This window comes from Arthrobacter sp. GCM10027362, from assembly GCF_042679445.1.
Classification (GTDB): Bacteria; Actinomycetota; Actinomycetes; order Actinomycetales; family Micrococcaceae; genus Crystallibacter.
The window spans coordinates 1-1,133 of the sequence record NZ_JBHTML010000384.1; the positions used below are offsets into that span (position 1 = coordinate 1).

The window sequence follows — 1,133 nt, forward strand, 5'->3', positions numbered from 1 at the left end:
TCCCGGGCGCCGCGCCGGTCCGCTCCGGCGCTGCGCGGCCCGAAGGCCACGTTCTCCAGCACGCTCAGGTGCGGGAAGAGCAGCGGCTCCTGGGCCAGCAGCGCGGTGCCGCGCCGGTGTGGTGCCAGCCAGCTGCCGCCGGGCAGCTCGAAGAGCGTCCTGCCGTCCAGTACGGCCCGGCCGGCATCCGGGCGCAGCAGTCCGGCGATGACGGACAGCAGGGTGGACTTGCCCGCGCCGTTGGGGCCGAGGACCGCGACGGTTTCGCCTGGTTCCACGGCCAGGGACACCTCGAAGTCCCGGGCAGCGACCGCCGCTTCGACCTGGAACGTCACCGCGTACCTGCCGTGAGGGCACCGGCGAGCGTCCTGCGGTAGGACAGCCCGACGACGGCGGCGGCGACGGCCACCAGCACCAGGGACAGGGCCACCGCCGCGTCCGGATCCGTCTCGCGCTGCAGGTAGATCTCCAGCGGCAGGGTCCGGGTCACGCCCTCGAGGCTGCCGGCGAAGGTGAGCGTGGCGCCGAATTCGCCGAGCGCACGGGCGAAGGACAGCACCGCACCCGAGGCCAGCCCCGGCAGGATCAGCGGGAGGGTCACCCGGGTCAGCACTGTCGTCGGGCCGGCCCCCAGGGTGGCGGCCACCGCCTCGTAGCGGTGCCCGGCCGTGCGCAGCGCGCCCTCGAGGCTGACCACCAGGAACGGCAGCGCCACGAAGGTCTGCGCCAGCACCACCGCCGCCGTCGAAAAGGCGATCTGGATCCCCAGCAGTTCCAAGGTCTGGCCGAGCAGCCCGCGGCGGCCGAAGGTATACAGCAGCGCGATGCCGCCGACCACCGGCGGGAGCACCAGCGGCAGCAGGACCAGGGCCCGCAGCAGCTGCTGTCCGGGGAAGTGCGAGCGGGCGAGCACCAGCGCCGTCGGAATGCCCAGGAGAAGGCACAGCAGGGTGCTGGCCGCGGCGGTGCGCAGGCTCAGGGCCAGGGCCGTCAGCGACGGCCCGGAGGTCACCAGCGGGACGAACTCGGGCCAGTTGACGCGGGCGGCCATCGCCGCCAGCGCCAGCACCACGGCCAGGAAGCCCAGGGCCGCGGGCACGAAAAGCCACGGCGGCATCCCCGGGCAGCCGGCC

2 protein-coding genes are annotated in these 1,133 nt (G+C 74.5%); both read right to left on the reverse strand.

Annotated features, from left to right (window positions below):
* Positions 1 to 335 (reverse strand): ATP-binding cassette domain-containing protein (locus tag ACFQ36_RS22835; RefSeq protein ID WP_377017874.1); only part of this gene is annotated, 335 nt, incomplete at its 3' end.
* Positions 332 to 1,133 (reverse strand): ABC transporter permease (locus ACFQ36_RS22840; RefSeq protein WP_377017876.1); only part of this gene is annotated, 802 nt, incomplete at its 5' end. The genes ACFQ36_RS22840 and ACFQ36_RS22835, both read right to left, overlap by 4 nt.